This is a genomic window from Prauserella cavernicola, assembly GCF_016595675.1.
Classification (GTDB): Bacteria; Actinomycetota; Actinomycetes; order Mycobacteriales; family Pseudonocardiaceae; genus Prauserella_A; species Prauserella_A cavernicola.
The window spans coordinates 892647-909516 of record NZ_JAENJH010000003.1; the positions used below are offsets into that span (position 1 = coordinate 892647).

Genomic DNA, 16870 nt, shown 5'->3' on the forward strand with positions numbered 1-16870 from the left:
CGGGCGCGCCCCGTGTCCGAGCTGACCCCTGACGAGGCGAGGAAGAAGGCCAAGGAGGTCTGTTTCGATCTCCTGGCCGTCCGTCCGCGCACGAAGGACGAGCTGCGCAAAGCGTTGCGCCGCAAGGGGTTCGACGAGGAAGTCAGCGAGGCCCTGCTGGGCAAGCTGGATCACGCCGGGCTCATCGACGATGCCGCGTTCGCGGAGATGTGGGTGCGGTCGCGGCACAACTGCCAGGGGCTCGCGAAGCGCGCGCTAGTCGCCGAGCTGAGGCGCAAGGGAGTCGACAGCGAGATCGCCGCCGAGGCGGCGGGCGAGATCGACCGCGATGCCGAGGAGGAGCGGGCCCGGCAGCTGGTGCGCAAGAAGCTGCGTTCCATGAGCGAGGTCGACGAGCAGACCGCGACCCGGCGGCTGCTCGGCATGCTCGCCCGCAAGGGTTATCCGCAGGGCCTGTCCTACGCCGTGGTGCGGGAAGAGCTCCGCGACCTCGGTGCCGAGTCGACGATGCTCGACGACGTCACGCTGGACTGACCTCGCGCCCCTGTCGGGTGAGGCGGTACCGCGAGCGGCCGACGACGGAGCCACCGTTACGGGGTCCTCGCGCGTAGTCGGCGGTCGAGGTGGCCGGCACGGTGCGGTGTCGCCAGCCCGTCCGGTGGTGGAACGAGTACGCGTCCACGACATCGATGACGAGGGGGCAGCGACTGCGGTGGATCATCCGCAGGGGTGGTGGGCCGGTGGTGACCTGACGGCGGAACCAGATGGTGTGCTGTCCGCGCAGGGCATGCCGACGGCGAAGATCGCCGAGGTGACCTTCACCAGCGCGGACCGGGTCCGGCTCGTGATCCACAACGTCTCAAGCCGACCTCACCCTCGACGGTAGCGACGACGCCAGTCACGACGGGGCGACATGATCCGCCGCTACGTGGCCGAACAATCACGCCACCGACGATCGTCTACGCACGGTTATGACCGGTGCGAACGCCGCATGAGCCCGCCGGACCTACGTGAGTGCCAATTCGCCGAGAATCTGACCCTGAATCCTCTCCCCTGTGGGGCGGAAACCCAGTCGTAGATAGAAGTCGGCAGGGCCGTGCACATGCGGCACCCACAACACCGTTACCCGCCGCTGCCCTCGGTGACTGGCCTCCGCGCACACAGCCTCCACCGCGAACCGGCCGTAGCCTCGCCCCTGCTGCTCCGCCGCGATGTTCAGCCGCCAGATGCCGCACCGGAACGCATCGACCGGACTGTCCGGATCGAAACCGCCCATGACGAACCCCACGAGCTGATCACCGTCGAAGATCAATCGAGGCCAGGCAGCCTCACCATGCGCGTAGGCGTCGGCCAAGGACCTGACGACCGGCGCGACAACGCCCTCCTGCTCGGGGCGCACCTTCAGCCGGCACGCAGCGTCAACGTTGTCCGGCGAGACCTTTCCAGCCGCAGAAGCGCAGTCATGCCCGCACCCTACGACTCGGCACTGACAAAAAGCCGGGGCGACTGTTGCCTGATGCGGCACTAGTCGGGAGATCCGGCGGCGACGGCCTTTCCGTCCGCGGCGAGGGTGCATGTTCGGATCACCAGGCCCACCGGCTCGCGTACCCACCACGCACCGGTCTCCCTGCGCTCCCTGGGCGTGGTGTAGCGATAGTGGAAGAGCCTCGCCCGGACGAACGTCGGAGGTGAGTCCGGGAACGGGTTGCGGCGGAACAGTTTCACGATCAGTTCGTCCCCGGCCAGCAAGCGGGTCGCCAGTTCGGGTAGCCAACGGCTGCCATAGCGCGACGACAACGAGACGAACCACAGCTGCCAGTCCAGTCGCAGGTGATACGGCGCGATCTGGTGGGGACGGCGTCGAGGGTCCCCTGGCTTGCCCTTGAGCTCGTACTCCCGCCATGTCGTGTCCGCCGACACCACCTGGTCGTCGGTGCCCTCGATGATCACCTCGTGCCGATCGCGCGAGATGGTGCCGAACGCGCCGTAGGCATTGACCAGATGCAGCCGGTTGAAGCTGTAGTTCATGATCTGCCCGTGGCCGAGGAGGTTCCGGATGGGCCAGTAGCTGAGCACCACCACGCCCGCGGTCAGAGCCAGAACCACGGCGCGGTACCAGAGCGGGGACTCCTCCGGTGTCGGCGGCGACATCGGGAACAGGTGACCGTCCACAGTGGACACAGCGAGCGTGATGGTGATGACGTTGAGCCAGGAGAAGTTCCCGCTCAGCACCAGCCAGCCCTGCGTGGCGATCACGATCCCCGCGGCCACCGTCGCGGCCGGTTGCGGTGCGAACAGCACGAACGGAACCACCAGCTGTGCCACGTGGTTCGCGCCGGCCTCCACTGTGTGCAGTGGCCGGGGAAGGTGATGGAAGTACCAGCTCAGCGGGCCCGGCATCGGCTGGGTCTCGTGGTGGTAGTAGAGGCAGGTCAGGTCGCGCCAGCATCGGTCGCCACGCAACTTGATCAACCCCGCGCCGAACTCCACACGGAACAGCAGCCAGAGCAGTAACCACAGCACCAGCACCGGTGGTTCCACGTGCGCGGGCCCGAGGAAGATCGCCAGGAACCCGGCTTCCAGCAGCAGCGACTCCCAGCCGAACGAGTACCAGAGTTGACCGACGTTGACGATCGACAGGTAGAACACCCACGGCACCGTCCAGAACAGCATGTGCGCCCACACCGGCAGCCCGTCGGCGAGCCCGGCGACGAGCGCGGCCGACACGAGCGCACCGCTGAGCGCGATCGCGAAGAAGAAACGGTCCGAGTAGTGGAGGTGGAACAGACTCGGCGACCGGCGGAAGCCGACCTCCCGCACGAAGCGGGGGATCGGCAGCAGACCACGTTCACCGAGCAGCGCCCTGAACTGGTTGAGCGCCACAACGAAGGCGACGAGATAGATCGCGGCCAGCATCCGCTGGAACACCAGGCGCGAGGCCCAGTAGTCCTGGTCGCCGAACCACTCCCAGCTCACCGCAAGCGCTTCTCCTGACGAGCCGTCACCGCTCGAGCGTCGATGCCTCCTTCGCCAGGGCCTCGATCCGCGCGTAGTCCCGAGCGGCCAACGCATCCTTCGGGGTCAACCACGTGCCACCCACACAGCCTACGTTCGGCAGTGCCAGGTAGCGCGGTGCACTCGCGGGCGTGATGCCGCCCGTCGGGCAGAACCGCAGGTCCGGCAACGGGCCCGCGATGGCGCTCAGCGCGGGCGCGCCACCGCTGGCCTCCGCGGGAAAGAACTTGAGCGTGTCCAGGCCCCGCTCGGCCAGGCGCATCGCCTCGGACACTGTCGCCGCACCGGGCAGGAACGGCAGGCCCGTGGCGAACGCGCCGTCCAGCACGGAGTCCGTCGCGCCGGGCGTCACCAGGAACGACGCGCCCGCATCGGCCGCCTGTCGCGCGTGCTCGGGTCGTGTGACCGTGCCCGCGCCCACCACGATGCCGGGCACCTCGGCGGCCACCCGGGCGATGGCCTCGAGCGCGACCGGGGTGCGCAGGGTCAGCTCGATCGCGCGGATTCCGCCTGCCAGCAGCGACTCCGCGACCGGGACCGCGTCCTCGGCCCGGTCGAGCACCACCACCGGCAACACCGGCGACAGCTCGAGCACATCACGTCCGGTCGTCACTTCCTGCCTCCCACACTGACCTCCGAGTTCGACACCGTGGCGCCGAAGTGGCCCGGCGTCACCGGGCCGAACACGCTCGCACCCGCGTCGGCGGGGCCGACCGAGCGACGCAGCGAGGCGAACAGCTCCCTGCCGGTGCCGGTCCACGCCTCGTCGTCGGGCGGGCCGTCGACGAGCGCTCGCGCCGCCAGTTCCTCGGCGTCGACCAGCACGTCCAGCTCTCCTGCGTCGGCGTCCAGCCTAACGAGATCGCCGTCGGCGACCTTGGCCAGCGGCCCGCCCGCCGCGGCCTCGGGGGATACGTGGATGACCGAGGGGATCTTGCCGGAAGCGCCCGACATCCGGCCGTCGGTGACCATCGCGACCCGGTGGCCCCTGTCCATGAGCACACCGAGCGCGGGGGTGAGGCCGTGCAGCTCGGGCATCCCGTTGGCGCGCGGTCCCTGGTTGCGGACGACCACGACGACGTCGCGGTCGAGTTCGCCCGCCCGGAAGGCCTGGTCGAACTCGGCCTGCGTGCTGAACACCCGTGCGGGCGCTCGTACGACGCGGTGTTCCGGGGCCACCGCGGACACCTTGATGACCGCGCGACCGAGGTTGCCGGACACCATGCGCAGTCCGCCGTCCTTGGCGAACGGGCGGTCGGCCGGGCGCAGCACGTCCTCGTCGAGGCTGCGCGCGGGAACGTCGCGCCAGGTCAGCGAGTCGCCATCGAGGATGGGTTCCTGCCGGTAGCGGTGCAGGCCCTGGCCTGCGACCGTGCGGACGTCCTCGTGCAGCAGCCCGGCGTCGAGCAGGGTGCCGATGAGGACCTGGACGCCACCCGCGGCGTGGAAGTGGTTGATGTCGGCGCTGCCGTTCGGGTAGACGCTCGCCAGCAGCGGCACGACGGCGGAGAGCTCCGCGAAGTCGTCCCACGTCAGCTGGATGCCCGCGGCGGCGGCGATCGCGACGAGGTGCAGCGTGTGGTTGGTGGAACCACCGGTGGCCAGCAGCGCGACGAGGCCGTTGACGACGGCCCGTTCGTCGACCACCTCGGCGATCGGCGTGTGCTCCTCGCCCTGCGAAATGGCGACGATCCGCCGCGCGGCCTCCTCGGTCAGAGCCTTGCGCAACGGCGTGCCCGGATGGACGAAGCTGGCTCCCGGCAGGTGCAGCCCCATCACCTCGACCACGAGCTGGTTCGAGTTGGCCGTGCCGTAGAAGGTGCACGTACCGGGCGAGTGGTAGGACGCGGCCTCGGCGTCGAGCAGGTCCTCCCTGGTCGCCTTGCCCTCGGCGTAGAGCTGGCGCACGCGCACCTTCTCCTTGTTGGGCAGGCCGGAGGCCATCGGCCCTGCGGGCACGAGCATCGCCGCCAGGTGCCCGAAGGACAGTGCCCCGATGAGCAGGCCGGGCACGATCTTGTCGCACACCCCGAGCAGCAGCGTGGCGTCGAACATGTCGTGTGAGAGCGCGACGCCCGTGGCCATGGCGATCACGTCGCGGCTGAACAGGGACAGCTCCATCCCGGGGCGGCCCTGGGTGATCCCGTCGCACATCGCGGGAACGCCCCCCGCGAACTGGGCGACGCCACCTGCCTGCCTGGCGGCTTCCTTGATCCACGCGGGGAACTCGTCGAGCGGCTGGTGCGCCGACAGCAGGTCGTTGTAGGCGGAGACGATCGCGACGCCGGGCTTGCGCAGGCCGCGGATCGCGAGCTTGTCGGAGGGGGAGCAGGCGGCGAAACCGTGGGCGAGGTTGCCGCAGCCGAGCCCGGACCGGGCTGATCCCTCGGTGGCGGCGGCCGCCACCCGGGAGAGATAGGTGGCCCTGGTCTGCGCGCTTCGCTGCGTGATCCGGGCCGTGACCTCGGCGAGGACGGGATGGACGGTGTCTGAGCTCACGATCATCTCCGGTCGCTTCACTGGTATTGGGAGGCGGTGGGCGGCTCCGTCGCTGCCCTGTCCGTGCGTGGCAACTGACACGATACAGATGAGCGCACCGGGAAACAAAATCGATTAAGAAGATCACGATTAGTGACCTCGATCACGTCTGAAACTGCTGGTGTGCTACTTGTCACACTCCACGAGGACGGGCAGAGTCGGCCATGAGCCCGACCGGACTGATTCGGAGGTCACGGAAGATGTCCACCACAGAACTGACCGAGCTCCGCAGGACCATTGGGCAGCTGAGGCAGTGCGTCGGAGCGCTGCGTGCGCGTTACGGCGAAGCTCCCGCGGTCCGCAGGCTCGTCAACGATGTCGAGCGCCTCGACATCGACGCGATCGATCTCGACCAGATGGCTCCCGTGCCCGCGCAGGCGGGGCCCGTCGATGTCGTGCCGGTGCCCGACACCCCGTACGACCCGGCGCTGTGGGAGGGCGCCGACGACGAAGGCGTCGGTGGTCACCAGCGGCACCAGCGCTGAAGGCGGCGGCTGGCAACGTGGCAAGCCCCGTCGAGACTCCGACTCCCGCCCGCTCGCGCGCGCGCATCTCCGCGCGGACCCTGCGGACCGACCGCTGGTGGATACAACCACTGTTCACCACGCTCGGTCTGGCGACATTCGTCGTCTACGCGGGTATCCGCTCGTTCATGCGCTCGGGCTACTGGGCCGCCGAAGAGCACTACCTGACGCCGTTCTACTCGCCGTGCATCAGCGACTCGTGCGTGCCGGGCTCGGCGCACTTCGGCACGCCACTGGGCGAGCTGCCCGGGTTCATTCCGCTGGCGTTCCTGTCGCTGCCGTTCCTGCTCGGGTTCCGGCTGACCTGCTACTACTACCGCAAGGCCTACTATCGCTCGATCTGGCTCTCGCCGCCCGCCTGCGGCGTCGCCGAACCGCACGCGAAGTACACGGGCGAGACGCGGCTGCCGCTCATCGTGCAGAACGCGCACCGCTACTTCTTCTACGTCGCGTTCGTGATCACGCTGATCAACACCTACGACGCCATCGTGGCGTTCCAGGGCGGCTTCGGTCTCGGCAACCTGGTTCTGCTCGGCAACGTCGTGCTGCTCTGGTGCTACACGCTCTCGTGTCACTCATGCAGACACGTCACGGGCGGAAGGCTCAAACACTTCTCCCGAAACCCCGTCCGGTACCGGATCTGGACCCAGGTCAGCAGGCTGAACACCCGGCACATGCAGTTCGCGTGGCTCACGTTGGCGTCGCTGATGATCACCGACCTCTACGTGTGGCTCGTGTCGACCAACACGATCTCCGATCTGCGTTTCATCAACTGAACAGTTCTTTCGAGGTGGCAATTCATGACCGAGGTCGAACGGCACAGCTACGACGTCGTGGTGATCGGTGCCGGCGGCGCGGGCCTGCGCGCGGTGATCGAAGCGCGGCAGCGGGGCCTGAGTGTCGCGGTGGTGTGCAAGTCGTTGTTCGGCAAGGCGCACACCGTGATGGCAGAGGGCGGGTGCGCGGCGTCGATGGGCAACGCGAACTCGAACGACAACTGGCAGGTGCACTTCCGCGACACCATGCGTGGCGGCAAGTTCCTCAACAACTGGCGCATGGCGGAACTGCACGCGCGGGAGGCTCCCGACCGTGTGTGGGAGCTGGAGTCCTACGGAGCGCTCTTCGACCGCACCAAGGACGGCCGGATCAGCCAGCGCAACTTCGGCGGTCACACCTATCCGCGGCTCGCCCACGTCGGTGACCGCACGGGGCTCGAACTGATCCGCACCATGCAACAGAAGATCGTGTCGCTGCAGCAGGAGGACTACAAGCAGTACGGCGACTACGAGGCCAGAGTCAAGGTCTTCGCCGAGTGCACGATCACCGAGCTGCTCAAGGACGGGGGCCGGATCGCGGGCGCGTTCGGCTACTGGCGCGAGTCCGGGCGCTTCGTGCTCTTCGAGACCCCTGCCGTGGTGGTGGCGACCGGAGGCATCGGCAAGTCGTTCAAGGTGACGTCGAACTCGTGGGAGTACACCGGCGACGGGCACGCACTGGCCCTGCGCGCGGGCGCGAGCCTGATCAACATGGAGTTCGTGCAGTTCCACCCCACGGGGATGGTCTGGCCGCCCAGCGTCAAGGGCATCCTCGTGACCGAGGGCGTGCGCGGCGACGGCGGCGTGCTGAAGAACTCGCAGGGCGAGCGGTTCATGTTCCGCTACATCCCGGACGTGTTCAAAGGCCAGTACGCCGACAGCGAGGACGAGGCCGATCGCTGGTACGACGACGCGGACAACAACCGCAGGACACCCGACCTGCTCCCACGCGACGAGGTTGCCAGGGCCATCAACGCGGAGGTCAAGGAGGGCAGGGGCTCGCCGCACGGTGGCGTGTTCCTCGACATCGCCAGCCGGCTGCCGACCGAGGAGATCAAGCGCAGGCTCCCCTCGATGTACCACCAGTTCAAGGAACTGGCCGATGTGGACATCACCAAGGAGCCCATGGAGGTCGGGCCCACCTGTCACTACGTGATGGGCGGGATCGAGGTGGACCCGGACACGGCCTCGTCGAGCGTGCCGGGCCTGTTCGCGGCGGGGGAGTGCTCGGGCGGGATGCACGGCTCCAACCGGCTCGGCGGCAACTCGCTGTCGGACCTGCTCGTGTTCGGCCGCAGGGCCGGCCTTGGCGCGGCGTCCTATGTGGAGTCGCTGGCGGAGCGCCCCGTGGTGGCCGACGCCGACATCACCGCGGCCGCGAAGCTCGCGGTGGCGCCGTTCGACCCGCCGGCGGACGGTGTCGACGCGGAGAACCCCTACACCCTGCACACCGAGTTGCAGCAGAGCATGAACGACCTCGTGGGCATCATCCGCAAGGCCGACGAGATCGCCAAGGCACTGGACAAGCTCGGCGAGATCCGCAAACGCATCCGCGGTGTCACCGTCGAGGGGCACCGGCAGTACAACCCCGGCTGGCACCTCGCCCTCGATCTGCGGAACATGCTCGTCGTCAGCGAGTGTGTGGCCCAGGCGGCGTTGCGGCGCACGGAGAGCCGCGGCGGGCACACGCGCGACGACCACCCGCAGATGGACTCGCAGTGGCGCAACACGCTGCTGGTGTGTACCTCGCCGGGTGGCGACCCGCTAGCCCCGGACGTCGCGGTGGATGCCAAGCCGCAGGACCCGATGCGGCAGGACCTGCTGGAGCTGTTCGAACTCTCCGAACTGGAGAAGTACTACACCGAGGACGAGCTCGCCGACCACCCGGAAAGGACGGCCTGATGGGCTACGACGCGAAGCTCAAGGTCTGGCGCGGCGACAACGGCTCCGGTGCGCTCCAGGACTTCACCGTGGAGGCCAACGAGGGCGAGGTGGTGCTGGACCTGATCCACCGCCTCCAGGCCACGCAGGCGCCCGATCTGGCCGTGCGGTGGAACTGCAAGGCGGGCAAGTGCGGATCGTGCTCGGCGGAGGTCAACGGCAGGCCGCGGCTGTTGTGCATGACGCGGATGTCGGTGTTCGACGAGGACGAGACGATCACGGTGACACCGATGCGCACCTTCCCCGTGATCCGCGACCTGGTCACCGACGTCTCGTACAACTACACCAAGGCACGCGAGATCCCGTCGTTCACGCCGCCGAAGGACCTCGAACCGGGCGACTACCGCATGCAGCAGGTGGACGTGGAGCGCTCGCAGGAGTTCCGCAAGTGCATCGAGTGCTTCCTGTGCCAGAACACGTGCCACGTGGTGCGCGACCACGAGGAGAACAAGACCGCGTTCGCGGGACCGCGGTTCCTCATGCGCATCGCCGAGTTGGAGATGCACCCGCTCGACGTGGCCGACCGGAGCGACGAGGCCCAGACCGAGCACGGACTCGGCTTCTGCAACATCACCAAGTGCTGCACCGACGTGTGCCCGGAGGGCATCCACATCACCGACAACGCGCTGATCCCGATGAAGGAACGCGTCGCCGACCGCCGCTACGACCCGATCGTCTGGCTCGGCAACAAGCTCTTCCGCCGCGGCGAGAACTGAGTCCGCAGACGACGACAGGGCCACCTCCCAGCGCGGGGAGGTGGCCCTGTCGTTCGTACGTCGGAGCTAGACGGCGCGGCCGGTGGCCATGTCGTCCACGGCGCCCGGAGCGATCGTGGCACCGCTGCCCTTCTTGCGCGTCCTGTTCCACTTCTCCAGCCAGCTGGCGATGGAGGTGATGATGAAGTTCAGCACGATGAAGACCACGCCGATGATCACGATCGTGGCGATCGTGTTCTGGCCGTAGTTGTTCGAGATCGGCCGAATTCGGGTCAGCAACTCCGCGAAACCCACGGCGGCACCACCGAGCGCGGTGTCCTTCACGATCACCACGATCTGGCTGACGATCGCGGGCAGCATCGCCGTGACCGCCTGCGGCAGCAGCACGTTGGTCATCGTCTGGGTCTTGCGCAGGCCGAGCGCCTGCGCGGCCTCGGTCTGGCCCTTCGGCAGCGACTGGATGCCCGCGCGGACCACCTCGGCGAGCACCGAGCCGTTGTAGAGCACGAGCCCCGTCACCACGGCGAGCAGCGGCCGCTGGTCCGCGGACACGTCGGTGAAGTTGAAGTAGAACTCGTTGGCGAAGATCATCAGGATCAGCACCGGGATGGCCCGGAAGAACTCGACGGCCGTCGCCGAGGGCCAGCGAACCCAGATGTGGTCCGACAACCGCATGATGCCGAACAACGCACCGATCGGCAGAGCGATGAGGATGGCCAGCGCCGCCGCCATCAACGTGTTCTGCACGCCCGGCAGGATGAACGTCGTCCAGATCTGGCTGTCCGTGAAGAACGGACTCCACTTCTCGCCGTCGAGCTGGTTCTTGTCAGCCATCTCGGCGAGGACCCACCAGGCCACGCCGGCCAGGGCCACGACGAAGATGACGGTGTAGCCGATGTTGCGGGCCTTGGCCTTCGGGCCGGGGGCGTCGTAGAGGACAGAGGGAGCGCTCATCGCTTCACCGCCGATTTCTTGGCGACCCGGCCGAGGATCAGGCCGACGGGCAGGGTCAGGATCACGAAGCCGAGCGCGAAGACCGAGAAGACCAGCAGAATCCGGTCACTCTCGTTCTCGATCATCTCGGACATCAGGTACGACGCCTCGATGACGCCGATCGTGCTCGCGATCGTGGTGTTCTTGGTCAGTGCGATCAGCACGCTGGCGAGGGGGCCGATCACGGAACGGAACGCCTGCGGCAGCACCACGATGCCCAGCACCTGGGTGAACCCGAGGCCCAGAGCGCGGGCGGCCTCGGCCTGGCCGACGGGCACCGTGTTGATACCGGCCCTGATGGACTCGCAGACGAACGTCGCGGTGTAGGCGATGAAACCGAGCACGGCCAGCCGGAAGTTCAGCTGGTCGACGCCCTCTCCGCCCAGCGTGACGCCCAGAGTCTGGTTCAGGCCGAGCGAGCACGCCAGGATGATCAGGGTGAGCGGGGTGTTCCGCATCAGGTTGACGTACGCCGCGGCGAACCCGCGCATCACCGGCACGGGGCTCACTCGCATTCCGGCGAGAATCGTGCCCCAGATCAGCGAGCCGATCGCGGCGAAGAACGTGAGCTGCACGGTCACCCAGAACACGCCGAGCACGTCGTACTCACTCAGGAAATCGAACACTGTGGGTGCTCCTCGGGATGCTCGAACGACCTGGGCCGGCCGTCGCCGGCCGGCCCAGGACTAGTTCGGCTCTGCTGTTACCAGATCACTGCTCGAGCGAGGGCGGGTCGCCGACCTCGTAGCCGGACGGACCGAACCACTTCTCGGCCGAGGCCTTCCACGCGCCGTCGTCCTGCATCTTCTTGATGGCGTCGTTGACCGCGGTCCGACCCTCGTTGTCGCCCTTCTTCAGGCCGACACCGTAGTTCTCGTCGCTGAGCTCAGCACCCACGAGCTTGAACTTGCCGGGGTTCTGCGCGGCGTAGCCGGCGAGGATCGTGTCGTCGGTGGTCAGCGCGTCGACAGCGCCGGTCTCCAGGCCGTTGAGGCATTCGGAGTAACCGGCGTAGGTCTGCAGCTCGGCGTCGGGCGCGAAGTCGTCCTTCACGTTCTGGGCCGACGTGGAGCCACGCACCGAGCACAGGTTCTTGCCGTTGAGCTCTTCGGCGCCCTTGATCGAGTTGTCGTCGGCGCGGACGAGCAGGTCCTGGTGCGCCAGGAAGTACGGGCCGGCGAAGTCGACCTTCTGCTTGCGCTCGTCGGTGATCGAGTACGACGCGACGATGAAGTCGACGTCGCCCTTCTCGATCATGTTCTCGCGCTGGGCCGACGGAGTCTCGACGAACTCGATGTCGCCCTCCTCGACGCCGAGCTCCTTCGCGATGTACTTGGCGACATCGACGTCGAAGCCCTCGTAGCCGCCGTCCGGCGTCTGGAGGCCGAGGCCGGGCTGGTCGATCTTGATACCGACCGTCAGCCTGCCGTTCTCGGCACGCTGCGTCAGCGACTCGTTCTCGTCGCCACCGCCACCGTTGCCGCCACCGCAGGCGACCAGGGCAAGGCTTGTGGCCGCCGCAACGGCGCCAACGCGTAGTACTCGGCTGAACCGCATGTGTCTTGTGTTCCTTCCATCTGGATCTCCCCGCTCGCGTCGGGGTGCCCGCAGGCCACGGGCGGGGGACTAGTGGGTCAGAATCTTGCCAAGGAAGTCCTTCGCGCGCTCCGATTTCGGCGCGGAGAAGAAGTCTTCGGGCGTCGAGTCCTCGACGATCTCACCGTCGGACATGAAGACGACCCGGTGCGCGGCACGCCGGGCGAAGCCCATCTCGTGGGTGACCACGAGCATGGTCATGCCCTCGTCGGCCAGGCCGGTCATGGTGTCGAGCACCTCCTGGACCATCTCCGGGTCCAGCGCCGAGGTCGGCTCGTCGAACAGCATGACCTTGGGCCGCATGGCGAGCGCCCTGGCGATCGCGGCACGCTGCTGCTGCCCGCCGGAGAGCTGGGCGGGGTACTTCTCGGCCTGGTTGGCGATGCCGACCCGCTCGAGCAGTTCCATCGCCGTCTTGCGCGCCTCGGACGAGGAGACCTTGCGGACCTTCTGCGGTGCGAGCGTCACGTTGTCGACGATCGTCTTGTGGGCGAACAGGTTGAACTGCTGGAAGACCATGCCCACGTCCGCCCGCAGCGCGGCGAGCGCCTTGCCCTCGGAGGGCAGGGGCTTGCCGTCGACCTGGATCTCGCCGGAGTTGATCGGCTCGAGCCGGTTGATGGCACGGCACAGGGTCGACTTGCCGGAACCGGACGGGCCCAGCACGACGACCACCTGGCCCCTCGGGACCTCGAAGTCGATCTCCTTCAGGACGTGCAGGTCGCCGAAGTACTTGTTCACCCCGCTCGCACTGATCATCGGCGGCGCGGATGTCGCGGTGCTCATCTAACCTCCATCGCGGCGAGCTGCTCGGATCGCGGACCTCGCGGAACAACACCGGGATTCAACACTGTCGGATCAATCCCGGCACGACTAACGGACCAAAACGCAACTTTATGTGTCCGTCTGCCCACAATGGCGGCCGAACGACACAATGTTTCCGAACCTTAGCCACTCCTCGTTGCGCGGGCGTCGTGAGGTGCGACGACCGGGCTGACCTACCCTGTTGGGTGCAGTACTACCAGCGTGACCAGGAGATCGGGTGACCCGGACGTATCAGATCCGCACCTTCGGCTGCCAGATGAACGTGCACGACTCGGAGCGCCTCGCGGGGCAGCTCGAGAGTGCAGGCTACGTGGCGGCCGAGGACAGTGACGCCGCGGACCTCGTCGTGCTCAACACGTGCGCGGTTCGCGAGAACGCGGACAACAAACTCTATGGACATCTCGGCCATCTGCGGCCGAGTAAGACCGACCGTCCTGGAATGCAGATCGCGGTCGGCGGCTGCCTCGCCCAGAAGGATCGTGGCGAAATCGTTAAGCGTGCCCCGTGGGTGGATGTCGTGTTCGGCACCCACAACATCGGCTCGCTGCCCACGCTGCTGGAGCGGGCCCGGCACAACGCCGAGGCGCAGGTCGAGATCCTGGAGTCGCTGGAGACCTTCCCGTCGACGCTGCCCGCGCGCCGCGAATCGGCCTACTCGGGCTGGGTGTCGGTCTCGGTGGGCTGTAACAACACGTGCACGTTCTGCATCGTCCCCTCGCTGCGCGGCAAGGAGCGCGACCGCAGGCCCGGCGAGGTGCTCGCGGAGGTGGAGGCGCTCGTCGCCGAGGGCGTGCTCGAGGTGACGCTGCTGGGGCAGAACGTCAACTCCTACGGCGTCGAGTTCGGCGACCGGCTGGCGTTCGGCAAGCTGCTGCGCTCGTGCGGCTCGATCGACGGGCTCGAGCGCGTGCGCTTCACCTCGCCGCACCCCGCCGCGTTCACCGACGACGTCATCGACGCGATGGCCGAGACGCCGAACGTGTGCCACCAGCTCCACATGCCGCTGCAGTCGGGGTCCGACCGCGTGCTCAAGGACATGCGCCGCTCGTACCGGTCGTCGCGGTTCCTGTCCATCCTGGACAAGGTGCGAGACGCGATGCCGGACGCCGCGATCACCACCGACATCATCGTCGGGTTCCCCGGCGAGACCGAGGAGGACTTCGAGGCGACGCTCGAGGTCGTCCGGCAGGCGCGGTTCTCCAGCGCGTTCACGTTCCAGTACTCCAAGCGGCCCGGAACCCCGGCCGCCGACATGGAGGGCCAGGTGCCCAAGGAGGTCGTGCGCGAACGCTACGACCGGCTGGTCGACCTGCAGAACGAGATCGCCTGGCAGGAGAACAAGTTGATCGTCGGCAGGAAGGTCGAGCTGCTCGTCGCCGCGGGCGAGGGTCGCAAGGACGCCGAGACCCACCGCATGAGCGGACGCGCGAGGGACGGCAGGCTCGTGCACTTCACGCCGGAGGGGGCCGCCGTCGACCGCCGGGTGCGGCCGGGCGACGTCGTCGAGACCACCGTGACCTACGCGGCGCCGCACCATCTGGTCGCCGACGGCGACCTATTGTCGCACCGTCGAACCACGGCGGGAGACAACGCGGAGGCGGGTCAGCGCCCCACGACGAACGGCGTGAGCCTCGGCCTGCCGTCGTTCGGCACCCCGCCGCAGGCGCCTGCACCGACGCAGGGAGGCTGTTCGCTGTGAGTGACGACGACAGAAACCGCGCGGAGCGGACCGAGGACGCCACCGACGCCACCGACGCCGACGCCACTCTCGACACGGGGATCGACGAACTCGGTGCCGATGTGGACGCCGCCGTCTCCAAGGCGGCCAGGACCGTCGACTTCGGCACGCGCGGGTTCGGCATCGCCGTGGCCGTGTTCGGACTCGTGGTGGGTCTCGTCTTGCCCTGGGTCGGCGCGCACTTCGGCTGGGAGGTGCTGCTGGCGGGCGAGGGCGGCGCGATTCCCCGCCTGTTCGCCACCACCGCGACGGTGTTCGGCGTCGCGGGCTCGGCGCTGGCGCTCGCGACCCGCCGCTGGTGGCTCGCGTGGGTGTGCGCCGTGGGCAGCTGGATCTCGGTCGTCGACGGGATGCTCGCGATCTGGTCGCAGCAGTCGTCCTCGGCCAGCGGTGCTCCCGGCAACGGCCCCGGTATCGGCATGATCATCGCCGTCGTCTGCATGCTCGCGCTGGGCGTGCAGTGGGTTCGCGTCGCCTGGTCGCGGCACTGAGCACCGGCGCGTAGCCGGCCCAAAGCTGTTATCGACATCACACCCGTGGGCTGCAATACTTGGCTACCACATACTGTATGCACTAAGCGGGTGGGTGTATGTCCAGCATGTCCGTCGCCAGGGCCGTCCCGCGGGTCACCGAGATCCGCGACTTCTACGGTCGTCGCTACCGGGTCGGCGAGTCCGACCACGACCTGCTGGGCCGCTCCCGCGGCTGGATGCTCTGGGCGGCGTGGACCGCGATGCTGGTCGCGAGCGTCGGCCAGTACGGCTTCGGCGCGCTCATGCCGGTGCTGGCGGACACCCACGGCTGGACGCTGGCGCAGAGCGGCTGGGTGCTCGCCGTGTGGATCCTGTGCCAGAGCGGCACCGTGTATCCCGCGGCCAGGCTGCGCAGCAGGTTCGGACTGGCGCCCTCGGCCACGATGCTCGTCGGCGCGGCGCTCTGCGCGACCGGGCTGGTGACGCTCGGCGGCACCACGAGCTTCGTGGTGGTGCTGCTCAACCACGGGGTGCTCGGTGGCATCGGCGCCGGTCTCGTCTACGGCACGTGCCTCGGCGTGGTCGCCAGGTGGTACCCCGAGCGGCCCGCCCGCACCGCGTTCGTCAGCGGAGCTTTCGCGTACGGCTCGATCCCGTTCGTGGTGCTGGCGGGTCAGTTCGCGCGGCCGGGGTCGATGGAGGTGTTCCTCGGTGTCGCCGGGCTCGCCGTGGTCCTGGTGGTCGGCGCGGCGGCGCTGATCCTCAAGGACCCGCCCGCGCACTGGTGGCCCGAGCACGTCGACCCGAGGGCGTGGGCGCTCGACAAGGCCGTCAACCCCGCGCTGCGCCAGAACCGGCCGCCGATCCGGCACTACTCCGTGGCCGAGATGGTGCGCTGTCCCGCCTCCGGCCTGTTGTTCCTCGCGGTGACGTGCCTGTCGGCCGTGATCCTGTTCGACATCGCGTATCTCGCGGTGTTCGCCACCGCGAGCGGTTGGGACGCGGGCTTCGGCGCCGCGGCACTCGCCGTGCTGGCCGCGGCCAGCGGCGCGACGCGGACCGCCGAGGGCTGGGCGGGGGACCGGTTCGGCCGCCGCCGGGTCGTGCGCGTCGCGTTGTACGCGAGCGGAGTCGCGCAGTTGCTGCTGTTGTTCGCGGGACAGCAGGGAAACGCGCCACTGCTGTTGCTGGGCGCGGCACTGGCGGGAGGGGCCGCGGGCGCCTGCTACGGCCTGCTGCCCGGTCTGGTCGAGGGGCACTTCGGTGAGCGGCCGGGACTGCCCAATTTCGGGATCTTCTACGGCGCCAAGACCGTCGGCGCGTTGCTGGGCGTGGCGCTCGCGGCCTACGCGGTGAGTTCTGACGGCTACGGGGCGGTGTTCGTGATCGCCGCCGTGCTGAGCACGACCGGCGCGGGCCTGGTGCGGTACCTGCGCCGCCCCGGCAGGCCGAGGCTGCCGCTGCCGGGCCTCGCGGTGCCGGTGCGCTGAACCGACAACGTGGACGGTGCCGGGAGGCTGGGACCTCCCGGCACCGTCCACTGTGGTGGGATCAGCGAAGGATCAGTTTCCTCGCCAGTTCGGCGGTTTCGGTGGGGGTTTTGCCGACCTTGACGCCTGCGGCTTCGAGGGCTTCTTTTTTGGCTTGGGCGGTGCCGGCGGAGCCGGAGACGATGGCGCCGGCGTGGCCCATGGTT

General features: G+C 68.3%; 16 protein-coding genes and 1 pseudogene. 8 read left to right on the forward strand and 9 right to left on the reverse strand.

The features are described 5' to 3' along the window. The first annotated feature begins 12 nt into the window (after positions 1-12). Positions 13-534: a regulatory protein RecX gene (locus JHE00_RS17675; RefSeq protein ID WP_200319390.1), complete on the forward strand. Its 522-nt coding sequence runs from the start codon at positions 13-15 to the stop codon at positions 532-534. A 472-nt stretch (positions 535-1006) separates the two neighbouring features. On the opposite strand, the gene JHE00_RS17680 is transcribed toward JHE00_RS17675, so the two are convergent. The 4 genes from JHE00_RS17680 to edd form a co-directional block, all read right to left on the reverse strand. Then, on the reverse strand, positions 1007-1354 hold the full coding sequence (locus JHE00_RS17680; RefSeq protein ID WP_307831976.1) for a GNAT family N-acetyltransferase: 348 nt from the start codon (positions 1352-1354) through the stop codon (positions 1007-1009). Positions 1355-1524: 170 nt separating this feature from the next. Then, complete coding sequence (locus JHE00_RS17685; RefSeq protein WP_200319170.1) at positions 1525-2976, reverse strand: lipase maturation factor family protein; 1452 nt, start codon at positions 2974-2976, stop codon at positions 1525-1527. A gap of 25 nt (positions 2977-3001) precedes the next feature. Continuing rightward, positions 3002-3628, reverse strand: a complete 627-nt coding sequence (gene eda, locus JHE00_RS17690; RefSeq protein ID WP_200319171.1) for a bifunctional 4-hydroxy-2-oxoglutarate aldolase/2-dehydro-3-deoxy-phosphogluconate aldolase — start codon at positions 3626-3628, stop codon at positions 3002-3004. Next, the gene (gene edd / locus JHE00_RS17695) at positions 3625-5520 is read right to left on the reverse strand and encodes a phosphogluconate dehydratase (protein ID WP_200319172.1); all 1896 of its coding nucleotides are present in this window, start codon (positions 5518-5520) and stop codon (positions 3625-3627) included. Before edd ends, eda begins: the two co-directional genes overlap by 4 nt. A 233-nt stretch (positions 5521-5753) precedes the next feature. On the opposite strand from edd, the gene JHE00_RS17700 reads away from it, so the two are divergent. The 4 genes from JHE00_RS17700 to JHE00_RS17715 are packed head-to-tail and all read left to right on the forward strand — an operon-like array spanning position 5754 to position 9549. Beyond that, a complete protein-coding gene (locus tag JHE00_RS17700; protein WP_200319173.1) occupies positions 5754-6038 on the forward strand; it encodes an Rv0250c family protein in 285 nt (94 codons plus the stop codon). A gap of 17 nt (positions 6039-6055) precedes the next feature. Then, positions 6056-6853, forward strand: a complete 798-nt coding sequence (sdhC, locus tag JHE00_RS17705) for a succinate dehydrogenase subunit SdhC (RefSeq protein ID WP_200319174.1) — start codon at positions 6056-6058, stop codon at positions 6851-6853. Between the two features lie 24 nt (positions 6854-6877). After that, the gene (locus tag JHE00_RS17710) at positions 6878-8794 is read left to right on the forward strand and encodes a fumarate reductase/succinate dehydrogenase flavoprotein subunit (RefSeq protein ID WP_200319176.1); all 1917 of its coding nucleotides are present in this window, start codon (positions 6878-6880) and stop codon (positions 8792-8794) included. Then, positions 8794-9549 (forward strand): succinate dehydrogenase/fumarate reductase iron-sulfur subunit, encoded by a 756-nt coding sequence (locus JHE00_RS17715; RefSeq protein WP_200319178.1) that lies wholly within the window; start codon positions 8794-8796, stop codon positions 9547-9549. The genes JHE00_RS17710 and JHE00_RS17715 overlap by 1 nt, the downstream gene beginning before the upstream one ends. 66 nt (positions 9550-9615) lie before the next feature. On the opposite strand, the gene JHE00_RS17720 is transcribed toward JHE00_RS17715, so the two are convergent. The 4 genes from JHE00_RS17720 to JHE00_RS17735 all read right to left on the reverse strand — a co-directional run bounded on the left by JHE00_RS17720 (position 9616) and on the right by JHE00_RS17735 (position 12897). Next, positions 9616-10503: an amino acid ABC transporter permease gene (locus JHE00_RS17720; protein ID WP_200319180.1), complete on the reverse strand. Its 888-nt coding sequence runs from the start codon at positions 10501-10503 to the stop codon at positions 9616-9618. After that, entirely contained in the window at positions 10500-11168 is a 669-nt protein-coding gene (locus tag JHE00_RS17725) for an amino acid ABC transporter permease (protein WP_200319182.1), read from the reverse strand. The genes JHE00_RS17720 and JHE00_RS17725 overlap by 4 nt, the downstream gene beginning before the upstream one ends. An 85-nt stretch (positions 11169-11253) precedes the next feature. Beyond that, the gene (locus JHE00_RS17730) at positions 11254-12099 is read right to left on the reverse strand and encodes a glutamate ABC transporter substrate-binding protein (RefSeq protein WP_200319184.1); all 846 of its coding nucleotides are present in this window, start codon (positions 12097-12099) and stop codon (positions 11254-11256) included. Positions 12100-12168: 69 nt separating this feature from the next. Then, positions 12169-12897, reverse strand: coding sequence for an amino acid ABC transporter ATP-binding protein (locus tag JHE00_RS17735; RefSeq protein ID WP_200319392.1), 729 nt, complete (start codon positions 12895-12897; stop codon positions 12169-12171). Positions 12898-13180: 283 nt separating this feature from the next. Here JHE00_RS17735 and miaB point away from each other — a divergent pair, with 283 nt between their 5' ends. From miaB to JHE00_RS17750, 3 genes are all read left to right on the forward strand, one after another. Then, on the forward strand, positions 13181-14662 hold the full coding sequence (gene miaB, locus JHE00_RS17740) for a tRNA (N6-isopentenyl adenosine(37)-C2)-methylthiotransferase MiaB (protein ID WP_200319186.1): 1482 nt from the start codon (positions 13181-13183) through the stop codon (positions 14660-14662). After that, complete coding sequence (locus tag JHE00_RS17745; RefSeq protein ID WP_372440462.1) at positions 14659-15192, forward strand: Rv2732c family membrane protein; 534 nt, start codon at positions 14659-14661, stop codon at positions 15190-15192. The genes miaB and JHE00_RS17745 overlap by 4 nt, the downstream gene beginning before the upstream one ends. A gap of 98 nt (positions 15193-15290) precedes the next feature. Then, positions 15291-16664 carry an MFS transporter gene (locus JHE00_RS17750; RefSeq protein ID WP_230424247.1) on the forward strand — a complete coding sequence of 458 codons (1374 nt, stop codon included), beginning with the start codon at positions 15291-15293 and terminating at the stop codon, positions 16662-16664. Between the two features lie 61 nt (positions 16665-16725). On the opposite strand, the pseudogene JHE00_RS17755 reads toward JHE00_RS17750, so the two are convergent. Beyond that, positions 16726-16870 (reverse strand): annotated as a pseudogene (locus JHE00_RS17755) (succinate--CoA ligase subunit alpha); the annotation flags it as partial.